This is a genomic window from Devosia aquimaris (assembly GCF_020169335.1).
Lineage (GTDB): Bacteria > Pseudomonadota > Alphaproteobacteria > Rhizobiales > Devosiaceae > Devosia > Devosia aquimaris.
Genome location: NZ_JAIEZN010000002.1, coordinates 973,640 through 989,011, shown reverse-complemented (window position 1 = coordinate 989,011; position 15,372 = coordinate 973,640). Strand labels below are relative to the sequence as shown.

The following is a 15,372-nucleotide window of genomic DNA, read 5'->3' as shown; positions in this document are numbered from 1 at the left end:
TGATCGGAGTTGGCAGACAGCCGGCCTCGTTCGCGGCCCTGGTTGTTTCTCCAGGCGCGGCAAGATCGAAATCTCTGTCTGTATCCTCCCGCGCGTTCCCGACGCGGTCGCAGGTTTCGCGATATTGTTTTCGATTACCTGCGATTTCTAACGGATATGATCGATATCCGCAGATGTCAATGGCCGATCTTCGGCGAAATCGCGCCAAACGAAAGCGACTAGCCAGCGATGATGACATCCACACCGCGCCGCTCGAACTCGGCACGGTCAGCATCGGAAATGCCATCGTCCGTGATCAGCGTGTGCACGAGCTCGACGCCGCCCAGGGCCGAGAAAGATACCCGGCCGATCTTGGTGGAGTCGGCCAGCAAATAGACATGGGAGGCCGCCTTGACCATGGCGCGCTTGACATAGATGTCGCCGATCGCCGGATAGGTCAGACCCACATCAAACGACACGCCGGCGGTGGCCAGAAACAGCTTCTGCGCATAGATGCCAACGAAGAATTCGACGGACTTCTCTCCACTCAACGACAGCGTCGGCGCCTTGAACTGGCCGGCCGGCATATGCACCGTATTGGTCGGGATTGCTCCCAGGATCAGCGCAATGTTGAGCGCATTGGTGATGATGTTAAGGTCCTGCCGCACAGCAAGATTTTCGGCAAACTGCGTTGTAGTTGTGCCCGAGTCGATGATGAGCGTGTCGTGGTCTGAAACCAACGCAGCCGCAGCCATGCCAATGGCCCGCTTCTTGTCCATGTTCTGCACGTGCTGCAGCGACATGGACTGCACCTGCTGGGGAATGGACTTGAGGTAGGCACCGCCGTGTTCGCGAGTGATATAGCCCTCAGTCTCGAGCCGCTCGAGATCCTGCCGTATCGTCGCCTCGGAGACCGCAAAGGCGGCTGACAGGTCGCGCACACGCGCACTGCCTTCCTCCTGCAGCCATTCCAGAATGCGCATCCGGCGCGGCTCGGCCAGCAATTGAGGCTGCCCGGAGCCGGTCGCCGCTGCCACGCCCTTGCGCCCAACTCTTGGTTTTTGCACCACTATCGTCCCCAACTGCCTGCGATCCATCTTAGCGCCGCTGCGCTCGCCAAAATCCGTCGACGCGCCTTTTCCACGAGTTTGATTCTGACGCAAAACTCAACAATTGAAAAGGAAAGCGCAGAATTCGAAAATTTTCCTTATTGCGCGAAAGCAATCGCCGCTGTAGCTATTCAAAAAACGAAGAGCGGCGCAAGCCGGCATCGGGAGGGGCTGCAGTCGGTCGAAACGAGACGACGTCTGCCCATGCGCAGGCCGCACCATGCCACGCAGGCTTTGCCGCCAAGCCGAAGACTCTGGAGACATGCCTTGCCCTCGCCCGCAGCACCGCTCAACACTGATCTGGTCGGGGAGATTGCCGCACAGGCGCTCTGGATCCGCCGTCGCAGCTTCCAAATGGTCTATGAAGCCCAGCTCGGGCATCCGGGCGGCGATTTCAGCGCCACCGACGTGCTGGCGACACTGTATTTCGGCGTACTGCGGCATAACCCCAGCCAGCCGCGCGACCCCAATCGCGATCGCTTCGTGATGAGCAAGGGCCATTGCACAGGCGCATTCTATTCCGTGCTGGCACGGGCCGGTTTTTTCCCCGAAGCGGACCTGGCGAGCTACATGCAGCCGATGTCCATGCTGAACGGCCATCCCAACCGCAATTATCTGCCGGGTGTCGAGACCAACACGGGGCCGCTCGGCCATGGCCTGCCGGTGGCCGTGGGCATCGCCATTGCCGGACAGATGGACAAGGCCGATTTCCGGACATTTGTTCTCACCGGCGACGGCGAATTGCAGGAGGGCAGCAATTGGGAGGCAGCCCTGACAGCGGCCCATCGCGGATTGGAGAACCTGACACTGATCGTGGATCGCAACCGCCTGCAGCAGGGCGCCCGCACCGAGGAAACGGCCTCGCTCGATCCACTGGACGAGAAGTGGCGCGCCTTTGGCTGGCACGTTGAGGTGGTCGATGGCCATGACCACCAGCAATTGCTCAATGTGCTCTCGGCCTCGCCCAAGGGGCGCGGCAAGCCGCTTTGCGTGATCGCCAATACGTTCAAGGGCAAGGGCGTCAGCTTCATGCACGACAATGTGGCCTGGCACCATGGCGTGCCCAATGCCGAACAATATGAACAAGCCATGCGGGAGCTGGTGTGATGAGTGCTGCCGCCCCCAAGCCGGAAGGCCTGTTTGACTGCCGCGACAGTTTTGCCGCCACGATTGAGGCGCTGGCGGAAGCCGATCCGCGCATTGTCACCGTGGTGAGCGACAGCGTCGGCTCGTCCAAACTCGGCGGCTTCCGTACCAAGTTCCCGGACCGGATGGTCAATGTCGGCATTGCCGAACAGACCCTGGTCGCCGTCGGCGCCGGGCTTGCCAATGGGGGCAAGGTGCCGTTCGTCTCAGCCGCATCCTGCTTCATCACGGGGCGCGCCCTGGAACAGGTCAAGGCTGACATTGCCTATTCCAACGTCAACGTGAAGCTGATCGGCCAGTCGTCTGGTGTTGCCTATGGCGAACTGGGCCCTACCCATCACTCCATTGAAGATCTCGCCTGGCTGCGCCTGTTCAACAATCTCAAGCTGATCGTGCCGGCCGACCCCTGGCAAACGGCGGAGGCGATCAAGGCGGCGGCAGCCTATGACGGCCCGGTGTTCGTCCGCGTCAGCCGCATGGCCGTCCCGGCGCTTGAGCGGCCCGAAGGCAGCGTCTTCGAGATCGGCAAGGCGGAGACATTGGTGGCCGGCAGCGACGCCACCATCATCGCCAATGGCACAATGGTCCATCGCGCGGTTGCCGCCGCCGAGGCTCTTGCCGCAGACGGCATTTCTGTTCGTGTGGTCAATATGGCGACCGTCAACCCGCTCGATGAAGCCGTGATTGCGGCGGCGACCGAGACGGGCGCAATCGTCACGGTGGAGGAGCATTCGGTTCGGGGCGGTCTTGGTGGCGCCATTGCCGAAATCGTCATCTCGACCAATCCGGTGCCGATGCGCATCCTCGGCTTTCCCGGCTTTGTGCCAACCGGTTCGGCCGAATGGCTGTTCGACCACTTCGGGCTGAACGCAACAGGCATCGCCGAGGCTGTGCGCCAGACCCTTTCGCGCAAGACATGACCAGCGCGCTCATCCTCGCCATCGACCAGGGCACCACCAATACCAAGGCCCTCCTGGTGGACGCATCGGGGCAGGTGCACCATCGCGCGTCGGTGCCCAATGTCGTCACCTATCCCCAGCCCGGCTGGGCCGAGCAGTCGGCGACCGCGCTGATCGATGGGGTGAAGGTGGTCATCGCCGACGTCGTTTCCAAGGCAGGCTCCGCCGAGATCGCGGGCATAGCCATCTCCAATCAGCGCGAGTCGATCCTGGTCTGGGACGCCCAGAGCGGGGAACCGATTGGCCCGGTCGTCATCTGGCAGTGCCGCCGCTCGGCACCCAAATGCGATGCGCTCCGCGCCGCCGGCCATGCGGAGACGATCGAGGCCAGGACAGGCCTTGCGCTCGATCCACTGTTTCCGGCCGCCAAGATCGCCTGGCTCCTCGACAACGTGCCAAACGCCCGCATGCGGGCCGAGAATGGCGATCTGCGTGTCGGCACGGTCGACAGTTGGCTGCTCTGGAACCTGACCGGCGGAACGGTCCACGCCAGCGACCACTCCAATGCCTCGCGCACCCAGCTGTTCAACACCGCGACACTGACGTGGGACGCTGAGCTTTGTGCGCTCTTTGACGTGCCGGAAAGCATGCTGGGCGCGGTCAAATCCTCGGATGCGCGGTTCGGGGTGACGAGCGAGGGCACCAGCGCCCTGCCCGCGGGAACACCCATCCTTGCCATGATCGGGGATTCCCACGCAGCGCTTTTCGGCCATGGCGTCCGCAGCCCTGGCGCCGTGAAGGCCACCTATGGCACCGGCACGTCGCTGATGGCACTGACACCAGAGCGCGTGAGATCGACACACGGCATTTCCTCGACCATCGCCTGGAGCCAGCAGGGCAAGGTGCAGCACGCGCTCGAAGGCAATATCTCGGTCTCGGGGCAGACCGCCGCCTTTGCCGCCGAATTGCTGGGACTTGCAGATGCGGGGGCCCTCTCGACCCTTGCCGAAACGGTCGCCGACAGCAATGGCGTCGCTTTCGTGCCGGCCCTGGTGGGCCTGGGTGCGCCCTATTGGCGGGCCGATGCCCGTGGCACCATCACCGGCTTGTCGCTGGGTACAAAGCCAGCGCATTTGGCGCGCGCGGCGCTAGAAGCCATCGCCTTCCAGGTCGCGGATGTCTATTCCGCCATGGAGGCTGACATCGGCGCACCGCTGGGCGAACTGCGCGCCGATGGCGGGGCCTCGCGCAACCGGATGCTCATGCAGTTCCAATCCGACATTCTGGGCCGCCCGGTCGCAGCAGCTGCCGTGCCGGAAGTCAGTGCCATCGGCGCTGCCGCGCTGGCCTTTTCGTCGCTCGGCATCGCCATGCCTGGCGTGCCAGTGGCCGATTGCTATGCCCCGCAGGTGGACGCGGCCAAGGCTCGAGATCATCACAAGCGCTGGACGTCCGCCGTCGTGCAGACGCTGGCAACAGAACAAGAAATACCCGGAGGAACCCCATGACCACACCCCGTTTCGGCGCCGGCATCTGGCATTTTGCAACCTATCTGGACCGCTATGCCACCGATGGCTACGGCACGCCGCGCACCATCATCGAGGCCATCGATCTGGCCGGCCAGGTCAAGGATCTCTCGGTGGTTGACCTCAACTGGCCCTATTTTGGCGGCGAGTTCTCCGACGCCGAGATCAAGACGGCGCTGGATCGCAACAAGCTCGGGGTGATCGGCATCACGCCCGAGATCTACACCCGCGACTTCGTCAAGGGCGCCTTCACCAACCCGGACGCCGGCATTCGCCGCAAGGCCCATGAACTGATCACTGCCGCCTGCGATGTCGTGCGGTTCCACAAGGCGGACTACGTCAAACTCTGGCCGGGCCAGGATGGCTGGGACTATCCCTTCCAGGTTGATTATTCGACGCAGTGGCAGCGCTCGCTCGAGGGCGTCGGCCAGCTTGCCAGCGAAAACCCCGACCTCAAGTTCGTCATCGAATACAAGCCGCGCGAACCGCGCGTGCGCATGAGCTTTGGCTCGGTCGCCCGCACCATTCTGGGTATCGAAAAGATCGGCCTGCCGAATGTGGGCATCCTGCTCGACTTTGGCCACGCCATCATGGGCGGTGAATCGGCCGCCGACAGCGCCCAGCTCGCCATCGACCATGGCCGCCTTTTCGGCATGGACGTGAACGATAACTACCGTTCCTGGGATGATGACCTGGTGGCCGGGAGCCTGCACCCGATCGAGCTGTTCGAGTTCTTCTATGTGCTCAAGAAGAACAACTGGAATGGGGTCTGGCAGCTCGACCAGTTCCCCTTCCGCGAGGATTCAGTGGCAACGGCCACCCATGCCATCGACTTCCTCAAGGCGGCCGCCAAGGGTCTCGATGCGCTCGACATCAATGCACTGCAGGAAGCCCAGAGCCGTCACGACGCCATCGGGGCACTCAAGATTGCCCAGAAGGCCCTGTTCGGCGCGATGTAGAACGACGGCACCGATCCGATCTGAATGACTTGTCGCCGGCCCGGGCAAATACCCGGGCCGGCGATGTGCGTCAGGAGAAGGCGCCCAGGATCAGGCCTTCTGGCAGGCGCAGCGACATGGCGGTGGTGATGCCGTAGATGAAGCCCAGCGCGACCAGGGTGAGCAGGCCGGCCCGGAGCGGCGGGGCCTTGCCGGCAAAGATCAGAAAGGCCGGCAGGAAGATGGCCATGGCCGCCAGGAAGCCGACCAGCCAGATGCCCAAGACCACCGCGGCAAAGACACCCAGATAGAGCTCCCGCCCGGACCAGCGTCCGTCGAGTGCGAGGGCCGCGTCGTCGTCATGCACCGCCGAGGGATGGCTGCCATAGAGGTGGGTCAGCACCCAGATCGCGCCGCCAGCGGCCAACAGACCAACCGTCATGGGAAACACCTGGCCCAGAAAGCTCAGCCCGAAGGCATTGGCAATGCAGAGGGCGGCGACGCCCAGGAACAGCGCGGCCAGCACGAACTGGCGCGGCCGGGTGGCGATGGCGGCGGGATCGGTATCGCCTTCGCTCGAGACTTCCGCGCCATAGCGCAGGCCGAGCACCATGGAGACGACCGTGATGGCGCCAATGATCAGCACACCGGGCCGCCAGACCCAGGCCCAGTCGTAGAACTGGACGGCCTGATAGAGGTAGCCTTCGGCGCCGGGGGCCAGCACGAAGCCGATGAGCAGGGCCGGGCGGGGCCAGCCGAAGCGGCGCATGTACAGGCCCAGAGCTCCCAGGACGATCAGGGCCACCAGATCCTCGATCGAGCGCGTCGCCTGGAAGGCGGCGAACATGGTGATCATGATCATGAAAGGCGCCAGATAGACAAAGGGGATCTGGGTGAGCCGGGCGACATAGCGCGCCAGGAGCACGCAGAGACCCGCGCCGACGATATTGGCCAGGGCCAGCGACCAGATGATGGTGTAGGTGAGGTCCAGGCGCGTCTCGACCAGGGTGATGCCGGGCTGGATGCCCAGGAGCACCATGCCGCCCAGAAAGACCGCCATCGAGCCGGAGCCGGGTACGCCGAACAGCAGCGTGGGCACCAGCGCCCCACCCTGGCAGGCATTGTTGGCCGATTCCGGAGCGATGACGCCGCGGATGTCGCCCTTGCCGAACTGGGATTTGTCGCGGCTGGTCTGGACGGCATGGCTATAGGCAATCCAGTCGACCACAGCGCCGCCCAGGCCCGGCAGCGCGCCGATGACGCAGCCCAACGCGGCACAGCGGCTGACCAGCCAGGGGTGGCGCAAGACATCGCGCAGCCCCTTGAGCCAGCCGCCACCCAGCCCGGTGGTTTCGGAAATGGCGGTGCCGCGCTTGAGCAGGTCGATGATTTCGGGAATGGCGAACAGGCCCATGGCCACGGCCACCAGCGGAATGCCGTCGTAGAGATAGTCGATGCCCAGCGTCATCCGCGGCTCGCCCGTGGCGGGTGCGGTGCCGACAGTGCCCAGGATCAGGCCCATGCCGGCGGCGCCAATGCCCTTGGCGAGGCTGCGGCCGGAAAGCACGGCCACCATAGAGAGGCCGAATAGGGTGAGCATGAAGAGCTCGGCGGAGGAGAATGACAGGACCAGTGGCCGGGCCACAACGATGGCGACCGACAGCACGAGGGCGCCGATGACGCCGCCGAACAGCGAACTGGCAAAGGCTGCCGAGAGGGCACGGGCCGCCTCGCCCTTCTTGGCCAGCGGGAAGCCATCGAGCACCGTCGCCTGGCTGGCGCTGGAGCCGGGAATGCCCATCATCACCGAGGTGAAGGTATCCCCGGTTGGGATGACCGCGACCATGCCGATCAGCATGCCGAGGGCGGAGGTGGCGTCCATGCCATACAGAAAGGGCAGCAGAATGGACATGCCGGCAATGCCGCCCAACCCCGGCAGGATACCGACGATCAGGCCGATCAGGACGCCGACCACCAGAAACAAGATATGCTCGACGGCCAGGACCTGGCCCAGCGCGAGTAGTGCTGCATCCAGCATGAGTTTTCCTCCCAGGGAATGATGCCGGCGGAGCCTCCTCGGGGCACCGCCGGCTGTCGCCTACAGGCTGACGTTGAACTCTTGCTTGAGCCAGTTGGTGAGGTAGTCCTTGACCGAGGGATCGATCTTGAGCGCTTCGGTCAGTGCTGCATCAGCATCGGCGCCGACCAGCTGCGTATAGACACCCAGTTCGTCGCCGGCACGCTCGCGGAAATCGGGGGCATCCACGATGGTCTGGGCGGCGGCGTTGTAGGCACCAATGATGTCGGCCGGCGCGTCGCGCGGCACCACCACCATTTTCTGCAGCGAGAAGCCGGCAAGCATCAGCGACTTCCAGGCCTGGAAAGCCTCGCCTTCGGGGGCTGCGCCCGTGGCGTCCTGGTAGAATTCGACAAACGTCGGCAGGTCAGGGAAAGACGGATCGCGCGATACGCTGCCGTCGGCGTTGACAACTCCCAGGGCAAACAGCGGCACTGCCTTGCCGGAGTCGACCAGCGGCGCGACGCTGCTGAGGTAGGCCGGGGTGGTTTGGAAGTCGATGCCGGCTTCGCCACGCTCGAATGCCAGGCGTCCGGCGCCACGGCTCTCCATGCCAAACACCGGGCGGATGTTCAGCCCGAGCATTTCGAAGGCGAGCAATACGGGCATTTCAAGCCCGGTCGCGCTCTGTGCGGCAAAGCGGATTTCCTTGCTGCGGAGGGTCTCGATATCGGCAGGGCCACTGGCGCCGACATCGGGCGCAACATAGACCACGCCACCGGTGGGCGAGGCCAGAACTGCCGTCCACTTGGCATAGTCATAGCGCACGCGGGCATCGCCCAGGATAGCGGGGAACTGGGTCGAGGCCGAGGTGCCCAGGATCTCGAAGCCGTCGGACTTGGCGCGCGTGGCAAACTGGTTGGCGCCGGTGATCGAGCCACCGCCGGGAACGTTCAGCACCACCACATTGGGCTGACCCGGCAGGGCCTGGCTGAACTGGGGAGCGAAGAAGCGCGCCCAGACGTCGGTGCCACCACCCACGCCGAAGGGGATGGTCCATTCAATGTTCTTGCCGCTGAAGTCCTGCGCGGCGACGGGGCCGGCAAAGGCAGCCAGCGTGGTGGCACAGGCAAGCGCGACACGCAGGCCAATGGTTCTGAAGTTGCTCACGGTTTTCTCCTCCTTGGTAAGCATAGATCAAGCTGCGGCGTCGCGCACATGCACGAAGCCTTCGAAAATGCGTCTGGCGGTGCGGATCAGCGACACGCGCATGATCTCGCCGGTTGCCGGATCCTGTTCGATTTCCACCGGTGTCGAGCCGGAGGGGTGTTCGATCTTGAGCAAGCGCCGCCCCTGGGCGTCCGGGGCGGGCAGGTCTGCCATGGCATGGGCCAGGCTGCCCTGCATGCAGCAAGCCGCCGCAATGCAGACCGCGCCGGTCACCGCCACGGCCGTGTGGCAGGCATGGGGCATGAAATAGCGGGCCCGAATGGTGCCGCCGGCCGCTGGCGGGGACACCAGGATAGGCTTGGGGATCACCATTGAGGAGACATCGCCCAGGCCCATGGCGTCGCCGGCAAGGCGCCGCACGGTCTCGAGCCGGGCCATGAAGGCGCGGTCGGCGTCGAGCTCGGCCGGGGTCTCACCGCCGGTCTTGCCGAAGCTGCGGGCGTCCGACAGCATGGCGGCAACGGCCATGTCGATCAGGCTGACCTCGGTGCCATCGAGCCGGTCGCGCATGTTGCCGGTCGGCAGCAGCTTGCCCGTCTTGGAGCCGGCCGCGTCGAGAAAGGCCAGCCGGATCGGCGCCGCCGTGCCCGGCACGCCGGCGATGGCCATGTCGCCATCATAGTTGACCCGACCCGCCGGGGTTTCGACGCTGGCCTGCACCAGCTTGCCGGTGTTGACGTTGTGGATGACCAGCCGGGTCAGTGGATTGCCGGCCGCGACAAGGCCGCTTTCAATGGCGAAGGGGCCGACGGCAGCCAGCATGTTGCCGCAGTTGGGGGCGGTATCGACCAGGGCGCGCTCAACATTGACCTGGGCAAACAGGTAGTCGACATCGGCGCCGGGCACTGTTGCGGGACCAACAATGGCCACCTTGCTGGTCAGTGCATTGCCGCCGCCGATGCCGTCGATCTGCAGGGGATGCCCCGAGCCAAGCGCGGCGATGAGGATCGCATCGCGCGCGGCGCGATCCGACGGCAGGTCGGACGCCAGGAAGAAGGGCCCACGGGAGGTGCCGCCGCGCATCAGCACACAAGGGATCTTTGTCATGGAAGCCTCCTTCACGCGATCGCTAACGGATCGTTAGGGAAGCCTTGCCACCTGCCGTCTATTGTGTGAAATGCATTTCTCGCACCTATTTATGCGTGAGAAGCATGAACATTGATCTGGAAGACCTTACCGCCTTCGTTGCGACCGCAGAGATGCGCAATTTCGGTGCGGCGGCCGAAAGCATTCACCTGTCCCAGCCGGCGCTGACCCGGCGAATCCAGAAACTGGAGGCCGCGCTGGGGGTGACCCTGCTGGAGCGGACGACCCGGCGGGTGGAGCTGACCACAGTGGGCCGGGACTTCCTGGTGCGGGCGCGCCGATTGCTGGACGATTTTGAATCCTCGATCCTGTCGATGCGCGAGATTTCCGAGCGGCGTTCGGGCCTGGTCAGTGTCGCCTGCATCCCGACGGCCGCCTATTACTTCCTCCCCGACGTGGTCCGCGCCTTCAACGAAGCCTATCCAGCCATCCGCATCCGCATCGTGGACGACGGGGCCAATGAGGTGCTGCAAAGCGTGCTGAACCGGGAGGTGGATTTCGGCATCACCCTGTTGGGCGCCGACGACCCGGACGTGATCTTCGCGCCGCTGGTCGAGGAACCGTTCGTCCTGGCGTGCCGCAAGGATCACGATCTGGCGCGGCAGGAAACCGTCACCTGGACAGACCTGGCCGGCCACCGCTTCATCACCGTGGGACGCTCCAGCGGCAATCGACTGATCATCGACCTGGGTTTGGGCCAGGCCGGGATAAGGCCGAAGTGGTTCTATGAAGTGCAGCACCTGTCGACCTCACTGGGCCTGGTGGAAGCCGGGCTGGGCATCGCCGCCCTGCCCCGCATGTCCCTGCCCTCGGGAGACCACCCCACCATCGCCATCAGGCCGCTGGTGAACCCGGTGGTGACGCGCACCGTGGGCCTGGTACGCCGCATTGGCGCGACACTGTCTCCCTCAGCCGAGCGCTTCTATGCGATGATGAGCGAGCGCTGGCAGAACCGATAGTGCCGGCACCGCGCTGGGTGCACTATCAGTGCGGCGCCGGCGCGGCCCAGTTTTCAGGGCGCAGGCGCCCCATTGCCGACCCTATGCTGCCGCCGTTGCGCATCAGGGCCTTGGTGCGACGTTGCAGCGTGGTGGTCTCGGGCAGGTCCTCGACCGGCAAGTCGTAGCGCCCAAAGATCCAGCGCGTCGCATGCGGACTGGTGGGGTCGATGGCGTGCACATCAAAACTGGCCTTGAAGGCAAGAATTCTCGAGTGCGCGGGCAAGAGGCTGTCGAGCACGGGCGACAGCATCCAGGAATCGCAGACCATGTCGGCGTCAGCATGGGCCGGCGCGATCCGGGCGATGCTGCGCCTTGCCAGCAGATAGGACTGGCGCAGGGCCGCCTCGCTCAGGTCGGCATCGCCTGGGATGTGGATGTTGATCGCAGGGCGGCCTGATATTTCGATCAGTTCATATTCGAGCGCACCGAAGCGGAACTCCTGCAACGACAATTGCCGGGGCAACCACCAGCCCCAGGTGAAGGCATAGTGGCCATGGTGCCGGTGATGATCGATGACGAAGCGTGTGCAGAACTTCATCGTGTCGGCAAAGATCGTGTCATCAATGCCCAGAGCGCGGTAGCGATCATGGGTTTCGACGGCCCGCTGCAGCATGAAAGCCAGCATTTTCATGCCATCGGCGTCCTCGCCCAGGGCGGCGACAATGTCCCGAATTACCACTTCCCAATGGCTGCGCTCCAGGAGCCCGGCCTTGAGCGGCTCGGCCTGCCGCACCTCGGACAGGTGCACCCGCGCCAGCACTGCGGCACGGACCTCTTCGGGCAGCTCGATGATTGTGCACAGCTGGTCGATATCCATCGGCCAAATCCCCTCCTGGTGCTTGCCGATACGATCCGACAGGGTTTGCCCCCGCACTTGTCGACGCGCAGCAGGTGAAGAAATCCCACATCGCGCGGGTCCCGACAACGACCATGGCCGCGTCACGCGGCGTGTTCTTGATGCTGGGCCCGAGGACAGGACGTGGGCGCGCCACGAATGCTGCCATCAGTGTCAACGGAGCGTTAACTGCTTGCCTGGTCGCCTGCCAGTCTGAGCGCATTGGTGTTGCTCTCGGTCGCGGACCGGGCAAGATGGGTGTGACGAAACCCGGGAGGCCGCACGATGAGCTTGGCACGGGACAACGCAGCCAGGTTGGGCCGCGCAGCCGATCGCGCAAGGCCAGAGGCTGCCGATGGCTTTGGCGGCCTGCGCTCGGCTGTGATTGAGAGTGGCGCGGCGCAGGCGGCGCTGCAACCATGGATCGCCATGGAGTGCTATCAGCTGAGCCGCGGCAAGCGGTTGTCGCAGATGGACAGTCTTGATCTGGGACCGGTGCAGGTGGTGCGCGAGCAGCAGTTTGCCGCCATCCACAAGCTGGGCGCTACCCCGGCGGACCTTTGCACCCTGTCCTATTGCGTGCCGGGGGCAGAATGTGACGGCCCGCAGGACGCTACCTTTCGCTTCACCGACCATGGCGCGACCAGTCCGGACACCGTGTTCTTCATGCCCGAGCGGACTGAATTCGACATTCATGTGCCGGAGGGCGCGCAGACCGCCTACCTCAGCTTTTCCCAGTCCGCGTTTCTTGCCGCAGCCCAGGCGCTCAGGCCCGAGGCCTGGGACAAGACACCTGGAGGCGTCGTGCAGTTCCACTCCACGCGGCTGGGCGAACTCAGGGCAGCGGTGGACCAATGGATCGACGCGGCACTGGCCGCACAGATGGCCGAGCGGCCGCTCGACCCCGCGTTGATGCATGCGATTGTGCTGCAGACCGCCTTGCAGGTCGCCATGCATGAAGAGACGCCGACGCCTCCGGCGCCGGCAACCCGATCACGCGCATTGCGGCTGTGCCGGATGGCCCGGGATTATGTCGAGGCTGAGCTGGACGCTCATGCGGTGCCGACCATTGTCGATATCTGCATGACCCTGTCCGTGTCCGAGCGGACGCTGCTTTATGCCTTTCACGACTACGTCGGCATGTCGCCACAGGCCTATCTGCGGCGGTGTCGGCTCAACCGCGTCCGCACCGCCCTGCTCGCGGCCCAGCCGCAGGAGACAACGGTGACCGGTGTGGCGATGGCCTTCGGCTTTCTGCACCTGGGGCGCTTTGCCGGCGACTACCGGCAGATCTTCGATGAATCCCCCGGCACGACCCTGGCACGGCAGATGTGAGGCCAAGGCCAGGCGGCACCACTTTTGCGGATATCGGATAGCTGGGCCGATGTGCGGGACGTAACCTATTGGAACAGCGCGGCGCCGAACCGTCGCCCAACAGGCAGGAGCTTATCGTCATGCCCCACCCAGGCGCCCTTTCCATCCTTCGCCCCGGACGCCGTATCACCGGCCTGCGCAACTTTGCCATGGCACTGGGCATGGCATTGATGGCCGGCACCGCGTCTGCCCAGGAGAGCGATCTCGAAGGCTATCTCGAAAGCGTTCGCAGCCAATATGGACTGCCGGCCCTGGCAGCGGCTGTGGTCAAGAACGGCGTCGTGGTGGCGGCGGCGGCCACCGGAACCCGCGTCCTTGGCGAAGATATGCCCGTCACGATCGATGACCGCTTCCACATCGGCTCCAACACCAAATCAATGACCGCCACGCTGGCCGGCATGCTGGTGGACGAGGGCCTTTTGGCATGGGACAGCCGTGTTGGCGCGGTGCTGGGCGATGTGGTGCCGGCGATGAGCCCGACGCTGGCGAACGCAACGCTCGAGCAATTGCTGTCGCATTCGAGCGGCATTCCCAGTGACACCGAAGAGATGCTCGACATCTATTTCAATAGCGAGGTGTTCGACGACACGGTCCCGCAGCAGCGCATTCGCGCCCTCACGCGCTGGGCCGATAATGATCTGGTAGTCCCGACAGGGTCGCCGTTTCAATACTCGAACTTCGGATACCTGATCGCCGGCATGATGATCGAAAAGGCCAGCGGCACGCCCTGGGAAACGCTGATGCGCGAGCGGATATTCGGGCCGCTGGGCATGCAGACAGCCGGCCTTGGACCGCAGTCCAGCTATGGCTTGGTCGATGCTCCGGTGGGGCACCGCATTGCGCCTGATGGCTCGGCCACCGCCATGCCATGGGGCCCGGCTGCCGATATTCCACCCGTCATGGGCCCGGCTGGCAATGCCCATATGTCCATTCTGGACTATGCGAAATGGGCAGGCTGGAACGCCGGCAAAGGCCAGCGCGGCCCCCAGCTGGTGCAACCAGAGACGCTGTCGACCATTCAGGCCGTGCATGTGCAAACGCCGGTGCGTGAGAACCCGCCGCCGGGTACGCCGAGCACGGGGGGCTATGGGCTGGGCTGGGGCAACGTTGCCTTTGACTGGGCCGAACGGCCCCTCCTGACCCACAATGGGTCCAACTCGATGAACCTGGCCCGGATTGTGGTCGATACCGAGAGCGATCTGGCCGTTGTGGTGACAACGAATTTCCCGGGCGCCGACGCCAATACAGCCGCGGGGAATGTGCTGGAGACCTTGTATCTGGACTATGTCGAGGCTGACTAAATCCGACAAGAAAAATCATATGCATCGCAAATGCAGATGAAATCCAAACGGTCTGGAAAATCGGCGCGCAATATCGGTTCAGTATTTTCGTCAGTTCCAGAATTTTTCAACAACGCATTGATCACACCAGGGGGCTATTATGTGCGAAGACTGCAATGAGAAGACTGTGAGCCGTCGCGGACTGCTTGCCGGCGGGCTGGCGCTGTCGCTGGCCGCGCCGCTGGCAACACTTGCCCATGCGCAGGAGGCGACAGAGCCCGCACCGGTGTCGCCTGAGGACGCGTTGCAGCGACTGGTGGAGGGCAACGCCCGCTATGTGGCCAATGCCGCCATCAACACCGACCATTCGCTGACCCGGGCGAACCGGGCCGAGGGGCAGCAACCCTTTGCCGCGATCGTCAGCTGCTCGGATTCCCGCGTTGCGCCCGAGCTGATCTTTGACCAGGGGCCGGGCGCATTGTTCGTGGTCCGCGTCGCGGGCAATTTCATCACTGAAGACGGGCTGGCAACGCTGGAATACGGCGTGGCTGTGCTGGGCATCAAGACCATCGTGGTGCTGGGGCACACGGCCTGCGGCGCAGTGGACGCGACCATCAAGTCCATTGCCGACAATGCCCTGCCGCCCGGCCACCTGCCCAGCCTGGTCAATGCCATTCGGCCGGCGGTCTATGACGTGATGGGCGAAGCGCCCGAGGATCTGTTGGCGGCGGCCACCGCGCAGAACGCCAAGCTCAATGCGGCACGCGCGCTGGCTGAAGGACCGATCCTGTCGGCCGCTGCGGCGGACGGCAAGCTGAACGCCGTCGCCGGCCTCTACGAAATCGCCAGCGGCAAGGTGACCTTCCTCTAGCGTTGCACAGGAACCGGCCATGGGCAGCTGTGATGCCCATGGCAACAGGCGCCCTTCGGCACCGCAGATCTGAGACTGTGG

At 64.4% G+C, this 15,372-nt stretch carries 13 protein-coding genes; 8 read left to right on the top strand and 5 right to left on the bottom strand.

Translation table 11 applies throughout. From position 1 onward, the window contains the following. Positions 1 to 218: 218 nt before the first annotated feature. Entirely contained in the window at positions 219 to 1,046 is an 828-nt protein-coding gene (locus K1177_RS17565) for a DeoR/GlpR family DNA-binding transcription regulator (RefSeq protein ID WP_224705403.1), read from the bottom strand. Positions 1,047 to 1,355: 309 nt separating this feature from the next. On the opposite strand from K1177_RS17565, the gene K1177_RS17560 reads away from it, so the two are divergent. From K1177_RS17560 to K1177_RS17545, 4 genes are read left to right on the top strand one after another with little or no spacing between them, the layout of a single operon-like run. Further along, positions 1,356 to 2,195 carry a transketolase gene (locus K1177_RS17560; RefSeq protein ID WP_224705401.1) on the top strand — a complete coding sequence of 280 codons (840 nt, stop codon included), beginning with the start codon at positions 1,356 to 1,358 and terminating at the stop codon, positions 2,193 to 2,195. Further along, positions 2,195 to 3,154 (top strand): transketolase family protein, encoded by a 960-nt coding sequence (locus K1177_RS17555; protein WP_224705399.1) that lies wholly within the window; start codon positions 2,195 to 2,197, stop codon positions 3,152 to 3,154. Before K1177_RS17560 ends, K1177_RS17555 begins: the two co-directional genes overlap by 1 nt. Then, entirely contained in the window at positions 3,151 to 4,641 is a 1,491-nt protein-coding gene (locus K1177_RS17550; protein ID WP_224705397.1) for an FGGY family carbohydrate kinase, read from the top strand. Before K1177_RS17555 ends, K1177_RS17550 begins: the two co-directional genes overlap by 4 nt. Beyond that, positions 4,638 to 5,618: a sugar phosphate isomerase/epimerase family protein gene (locus K1177_RS17545; protein ID WP_224705394.1), complete on the top strand. Its 981-nt coding sequence runs from the start codon at positions 4,638 to 4,640 to the stop codon at positions 5,616 to 5,618. Before K1177_RS17550 ends, K1177_RS17545 begins: the two co-directional genes overlap by 4 nt. A gap of 70 nt (positions 5,619 to 5,688) precedes the next feature. Here the strand turns inward: K1177_RS17545 and K1177_RS17540 are convergent, their stop codons facing one another. Genes K1177_RS17540 through K1177_RS17530 form a run of 3 tightly spaced genes read right to left on the bottom strand, consistent with a single transcriptional unit; the run spans position 5,689 to position 9,891 of the window. After that, positions 5,689 to 7,635, bottom strand: coding sequence for a tripartite tricarboxylate transporter permease (locus tag K1177_RS17540; RefSeq protein WP_224705393.1), 1,947 nt, complete (start codon positions 7,633 to 7,635; stop codon positions 5,689 to 5,691). A gap of 60 nt (positions 7,636 to 7,695) precedes the next feature. After that, complete coding sequence (locus K1177_RS17535; protein ID WP_224705391.1) at positions 7,696 to 8,784, bottom strand: Bug family tripartite tricarboxylate transporter substrate binding protein; 1,089 nt, start codon at positions 8,782 to 8,784, stop codon at positions 7,696 to 7,698. 27 nt (positions 8,785 to 8,811) lie between these two features. Then, positions 8,812 to 9,891 carry a 4-oxalomesaconate tautomerase gene (locus K1177_RS17530; protein WP_224705389.1) on the bottom strand — a complete coding sequence of 360 codons (1,080 nt, stop codon included), beginning with the start codon at positions 9,889 to 9,891 and terminating at the stop codon, positions 8,812 to 8,814. A gap of 104 nt (positions 9,892 to 9,995) precedes the next feature. Between K1177_RS17530 and K1177_RS17525 the strand changes: the two genes are divergently transcribed. After that, entirely contained in the window at positions 9,996 to 10,889 is an 894-nt protein-coding gene (locus K1177_RS17525) for a LysR family transcriptional regulator (protein ID WP_224705387.1), read from the top strand. 25 nt (positions 10,890 to 10,914) lie between these two features. Here the strand turns inward: K1177_RS17525 and K1177_RS17520 are convergent, their stop codons facing one another. Next, positions 10,915 to 11,748, bottom strand: a complete 834-nt coding sequence (locus K1177_RS17520; RefSeq protein ID WP_224705386.1) for an acyltransferase domain-containing protein — start codon at positions 11,746 to 11,748, stop codon at positions 10,915 to 10,917. Positions 11,749 to 12,051: 303 nt separating this feature from the next. Between K1177_RS17520 and K1177_RS17515 the strand changes: the two genes are divergently transcribed. The 3 genes from K1177_RS17515 (at position 12,052) to K1177_RS17505 (ending at position 15,291) form a co-directional block, all read left to right on the top strand. Beyond that, entirely contained in the window at positions 12,052 to 13,101 is a 1,050-nt protein-coding gene (locus K1177_RS17515) for a helix-turn-helix domain-containing protein (protein ID WP_224705377.1), read from the top strand. Positions 13,102 to 13,220: 119 nt separating this feature from the next. Next, entirely contained in the window at positions 13,221 to 14,441 is a 1,221-nt protein-coding gene (locus K1177_RS17510) for a serine hydrolase domain-containing protein (RefSeq protein WP_224705374.1), read from the top strand. 139 nt (positions 14,442 to 14,580) lie between these two features. Continuing rightward, the gene (locus K1177_RS17505; RefSeq protein WP_224705372.1) at positions 14,581 to 15,291 is read left to right on the top strand and encodes a carbonic anhydrase; all 711 of its coding nucleotides are present in this window, start codon (positions 14,581 to 14,583) and stop codon (positions 15,289 to 15,291) included. The last annotated feature ends 81 nt before the right edge of the window (positions 15,292 to 15,372 follow it).

Bases quoted from the DNA above. Each gene is read 5' to 3' on its own strand.
- K1177_RS17555 (WP_224705399.1), top strand. From the start codon at position 2,195: ATGAGTGCTGCCGCCCCCAAGCCGGAAGGCCTGTTTGACTGCCGCGAC.
- K1177_RS17550 (WP_224705397.1), top strand. From the start codon at position 3,151: ATGACCAGCGCGCTCATCCTCGCCATCGACCAGGGCACCACCAATACC.
- K1177_RS17545 (WP_224705394.1), top strand. From the start codon at position 4,638: ATGACCACACCCCGTTTCGGCGCCGGCATCTGGCATTTTGCAACCTAT.
- K1177_RS17540 (WP_224705393.1), bottom strand. From the start codon at position 7,635: ATGCTGGATGCAGCACTACTCGCGCTGGGCCAGGTCCTGGCCGTCGAG.
- K1177_RS17530 (WP_224705389.1), bottom strand. From the start codon at position 9,891: ATGACAAAGATCCCTTGTGTGCTGATGCGCGGCGGCACCTCCCGTGGG.
- K1177_RS17525 (WP_224705387.1), top strand. From the start codon at position 9,996: ATGAACATTGATCTGGAAGACCTTACCGCCTTCGTTGCGACCGCAGAG.
- K1177_RS17520 (WP_224705386.1), bottom strand. From the start codon at position 11,748: ATGGATATCGACCAGCTGTGCACAATCATCGAGCTGCCCGAAGAGGTC.
- K1177_RS17515 (WP_224705377.1), top strand. From the start codon at position 12,052: ATGAGCTTGGCACGGGACAACGCAGCCAGGTTGGGCCGCGCAGCCGAT.
- K1177_RS17510 (WP_224705374.1), top strand. From the start codon at position 13,221: ATGCCCCACCCAGGCGCCCTTTCCATCCTTCGCCCCGGACGCCGTATC.
- K1177_RS17505 (WP_224705372.1), top strand. From the start codon at position 14,581: ATGTGCGAAGACTGCAATGAGAAGACTGTGAGCCGTCGCGGACTGCTT.